The organism is Legionella sp. km772 (genome assembly GCF_003989735.1).
Classification (GTDB): Bacteria; Pseudomonadota; Gammaproteobacteria; order Legionellales; family Legionellaceae; genus Legionella.
Map to the genome: position 1 here is coordinate 1 of NZ_RZGQ01000203.1, position 4,560 is coordinate 4,560.

Genomic DNA, 4,560 nt, shown 5'->3' on the forward strand with positions numbered 1-4,560 from the left:
AAAAACTCATTTAAATCACTTTGCTATTAAGTACAAATTGATTCTTAGAGCGAACCAGATTGCTTGGCAGGAGCTTAAAAATATGGCAGCTTAAAATTGACCGTGCGTAACATGAGTAATTTAGTAACCCCAACCATTCGTTCTGCAGGTTTTATGGGTTGTGGCACCACCTTAACTGCGATTTCCAATTTAAATGGTGGTGCACCTGATCCCCTAGGTTCTTTTAACACCACCCCTGCAATGATTAGGGGTTACAATGGCAGTGGGGCAAGCTTTACCTTCACGCAAACTAATCCGGCAAATGATAGCAATGGAACTCATTGGAGCCCAAGCCTGCCGGCAAGTTTAGTTGGGCAAACTGTCCAAGGCAGTGATGTGGTTGTGGTATTGGGGGCAACACCCAACAGTATACCCATTGGCGTGACTCAAATTGATGCGGGTTCCAGCTCTTTAAGTTTGCAAAGCACCACCAATGCGAACCTGAGTAATGGACAATTAGGCGCCGTCTCCGACTGTGTTAAGAGTATTATTTTCCAAATTACCAATGTGGGTACTAATACCCTTAGCCATGCTGCTGGGGTTGGAACGATGCAAAATGCCAGCAGCAGTTTCCCAGTTAATTTTTCGGTTGGTTCTCAGTTTATACCCGTCCAAGAAACGGTATTTTTTATTGGCCAAGGACAAGGTGGGCAGAGTTCCTTGATGAGGGGTGTATTAAATGCTGGAGGCTGGACTGTTGAGCCCTTAGTGCCCGGCGTTGAATTCATGAAGATCCAATATGCTATTGGCGATAATCGACTCATCACTCAATATGTTTCTGCAAATGCTGTTACCGATTGGACCAAAGTCTATGGAATTCGGATGGGATTTTTGATTGCCGGGAAAATTGGCTCAGCGAGTAGTTCTACCACATATAATGTTTTGGATACTACCGTCACAGTCCCCGCTGATAACCTTCTACGTCATACCTATGAAATGACCATTCAGTTAAGGAATTCAATATAATGATTTACTTCACTACTGATAATAGAAAAAAAGAGCAAGGTTTTATTTTAATTACTACTCTCGTGCTATTGGGTATGTTAACAGTGCTTGGGGTTGCTCAGATAACTATTAATAGCAGTCAAACCCAAATAGCCACTAATATCTCCGATACAGAAACAAGCTTTGAAAAGACAGAGGGTGCCGTAAATGAGGCCATTAATCGCATGTTAGATCACGCCTATACGGCCAGTAATTTTTCTAACAATAACAATGGATTATATTTATTTAATCAAAATAACACCCCCATCTGGCAAACCGTAAATTGGGATGCGAGCGGTGCGGTCATTAGAAGTTTCAGCGGCCTTAATGGACCCCAGGCTAGTTATGTTATCGAACAGTTACCCTCAGTTGTTCAACCCGGCCAAAATATGAAAGCACTAACTAGGATTTATCGAATTACTGCTCGCTCTGTAGGGCAAACAGGAAACTCTTCAGTACTTATCCAAAGTACCGTCCAAATTCAACAATAGGTAAGATCATGAATCCCAAAATGATAGTAAAGGAACAACACATAGCGAGGAGCCATTGGAGTCTTAAAATAAAACTAACCTCACTTCTTTTTATTCTTTCCGCTATTTATCCAGTAACAGCTGCAGTTCCAAGCTTAAGCATTCCACAAGTACCCTTAATCACGGCTAATCCTATTCATCCGCAAGTCCTTCTGTTGATAGGTAATTCCCAATCAATGGATGGAACCATGAGTGGGGCAATTATGACCGGTTCAGGCTCTTTAGCCACGGGCTTAAGCTCATTGAATAACTCAAGCTCACCACTCAAGTACACGGTACCTAGTGCCTATACTCCACCTCTACAAGCAGCTGATGCCTCAGGGCAAGCCCCTTATACCGTGTTAAGTGGTGGAAAATATTATGATAATGGCCCCAGCCGCTTAAATATGGCTAAAGCAGGAGTAAAGGCTATCATTCAAGAATACATGGCCTCGACTGATTTTGGCTTAGCGGTATACAGCACCAGTGGGGTTGGAGTCTATAATACCTGGGTTTATTATATGTCACCCCCAGGAAGCAATTTTAGTTTTACTAACACTCAAGTAGCGGGTCAACGTTATGTTGCTAATCCTTGTTATAACTACGGCTCAGCCTCAGCTACCGTAAACAGCAACTGCAGCGGGATGACCACCTTATTTAGCTCAACTACCCTCTCAAGCAATAAATATTTACAAATCGGCGCCTCAAGTGATGATGCGAATATTAATGATGTTCTTTACGCAAGTGCAACGTTTGCAGGTAGCTTTATTACTTACACTGGTCCCACCCCGGCATCGCCCTACCCGCCTAATTTTACTTTAGCCAACTACAACGCCGGCAGCATTAATCTGAGTTACAGTAAATCAGCACCTAATATAGGCTCTTTTGGCACAGGGCCAACTAATGCGGGCTATGTACCTTTCTCGCCGCAAGTAATGTACTCACAACGGGGTTGGGGCTATTATGGCAGCCAATCAGCCAATTCAGGTACCATCCTTGTGAACATGACTACCGCTGGCACAATTCCGACAGTAACTTCCGTGACTAATGCGATCAATGTTTTTACCCCCTTTTTAAATCCTGAGTCAAATTCAACAGCGACTACTGAAATTAAAGCCATTGCCACCCAATCACCTCTAGCCGGACTATTAAAGCAAGCGAACACGTACATGAGTACTTTAGGAACAACCAGCGGAAACGGCTGTCCCCAGAAAAAATACGTTATTTTAATTTCTGATGGCCTTCCTACCCAAGATTTAAATGGTAAATTTTGGCCACCGCTTGGAACTGCTTCTGCCAGCGGTTATGGAGTTACGGCAAGCTTTAATGCTGATGGCTCATTAAATACCACCAATGATCAGGCTTTGACTGACGCCATTAATACTATTAAGACCCTAAAAACTAATGGGATTTTAACCTATGTGGTAGGAATGGGGGCCGGCGTTGATCCCAGCTTAAATCCACAAGCAGCAGCTACTTTAACAGCAATGGCTATGGCAGGCGGTACCCAAAATTATTATCCCGCAACTAGCCCTGAAGCCTTAGTTAATAGTTTAAACAGTATTCTAATAGCCATTCAAAATGGCTCCTATACCGCATCTGCCGCAGCGGTAAGCTCCACCCAACTCACCGGAAATACGGTCGAATACCAAGCAAGTTTCATCTCCAATGATGTTCCCTATCAAGATTGGACCGGTGATTTGAAAGCCATTCAACTTGATCCAGTTACTGGCGTCCCTACTGCAACCGTTTTATGGTCAGCTCAATCTTTATTAGATACTTTAGTTGCAGGCTCTGGATGGTCAAGTTCCCGTCTTATCACTACTTGGGAGCCGGTTGCAAAAGTGGGAATTCCATTCCAATGGACTAATCTAACGCCTGCTTTGCAAACCTTATTGCAACCCACCGATACTCTCGGACAAAGCCGACTCCAATATTTAAGGGGCAGTGCTGCTTTAGAAAAACGTAATGGCGGAACCTTCCGCAACCGTTCTCATGTTTTGGGTGATTTGATTGATAGCCAAGTCACCTATGTTGGCCCTCCCAATGATGTCTATCAAACCACGAGCTATAAAAATTTTTTAACGAGCAACAGCAGTCGTGCCCCAATGCTCTATGTGGGGGGCAATGATGGAATGCTCCATGCTTTTAATGCCGCAACCGGAAGAGAGATTTTCGCCTTTATTCCTAATGCCGTCTTTGCAAACCTAATTAATCTTACCTCACAAGTCTATAATCAAAGCCATTTATTCTTCGTCAATGGCTCCCCCCAAAGTAAAGATGTACAATTTAGTGATAGCACCTGGCATACGATTTTGGTCAGTGGTGAAAATGCAGGAGGAAATAGCGTCTTTGCTTTGGATATTACGAATGCCCCTTCCTTTAGCCTCGAAAGCTCTGTAGCCTCTTCAGTACTTTGGGAATTTAGCGATGGGGACATGGGCTTAAGTTTTAGCCAACCACAAATTGGTCAAATTGGCCCATCCACGGCAGACCCGGCTAAATTTGCGGTCTTTTTCGGCAATGGTTATAATAGTCCAACCGGTAAATCTATTTTATATGCCCTTGATCCGCAAACCGGAACCCTGCTTAAGAAGCTAGATTTATGTGCCGCTGTATCAGGGAGCTGTAATAGCACTCTACCCCAGGGCTTATCTTCCGTTGCCCTTGCAAACAAAGATGGATTGCAAGCCCAACCGATAACCAATGTATACGCAGGCGATCTACAAGGAAATTTATGGTCAGTAGATGTGAGCAGTAGCGACCCGGCTAGCTGGTCCGTTCGCCTCCTCTTCCAAGCCAGAGATTCTACTGGGGCAGTGCAAGCCATTAGCTCAGCACCAGTCGTAAGTTTTCATCCTAACTATCCACGCAAACAGGGATTGTTTATTTTATTTGGCACGGGTCGTTTATTAACTCATGTTACGCACGGTCAATTTTAAGCTGCCATATTTTTAAGCTCCTGCCAAGCAATCTGGTTCGCTCTAAGAATCAATTTGTACTTAATAGCAAAGTGATTTAAATGAGT

General features: G+C 43.7%; 4 protein-coding genes. 3 read left to right on the forward strand and 1 reads right to left on the reverse strand.

Translation table 11 applies throughout. The features are described 5' to 3' along the window. Window positions 1–10: 10 nt before the first annotated feature. Window positions 11–133 carry a hypothetical protein gene (locus tag ELY15_RS16600; protein WP_255411114.1) on the reverse strand — a complete coding sequence of 41 codons (123 nt, stop codon included), beginning with the start codon at window positions 131–133 and terminating at the stop codon, window positions 11–13. On the opposite strand from ELY15_RS16600, the gene ELY15_RS13655 reads away from it, so the two are divergent. The 3 genes from ELY15_RS13655 to ELY15_RS13665 are packed head-to-tail and all read left to right on the forward strand — an operon-like array spanning window position 112 to window position 4,474. Then, window positions 112–1,005: a PilW family protein gene (locus ELY15_RS13655; RefSeq protein ID WP_233586776.1), complete on the forward strand. Its 894-nt coding sequence runs from the start codon at window positions 112–114 to the stop codon at window positions 1,003–1,005. The two genes, ELY15_RS16600 and ELY15_RS13655, sit on opposite strands and share 22 nt — an antisense overlap. After that, a complete protein-coding gene (locus ELY15_RS13660) occupies window positions 1,005–1,514 on the forward strand; it encodes a pilus assembly protein (protein WP_127100973.1) in 510 nt (169 codons plus the stop codon). Before ELY15_RS13655 ends, ELY15_RS13660 begins: the two co-directional genes overlap by 1 nt. A gap of 8 nt (window positions 1,515–1,522) precedes the next feature. After that, window positions 1,523–4,474, forward strand: coding sequence for a pilus assembly protein (locus ELY15_RS13665; protein ID WP_233586780.1), 2,952 nt, complete (start codon window positions 1,523–1,525; stop codon window positions 4,472–4,474). Window positions 4,475–4,560 lie beyond the last annotated feature (86 nt).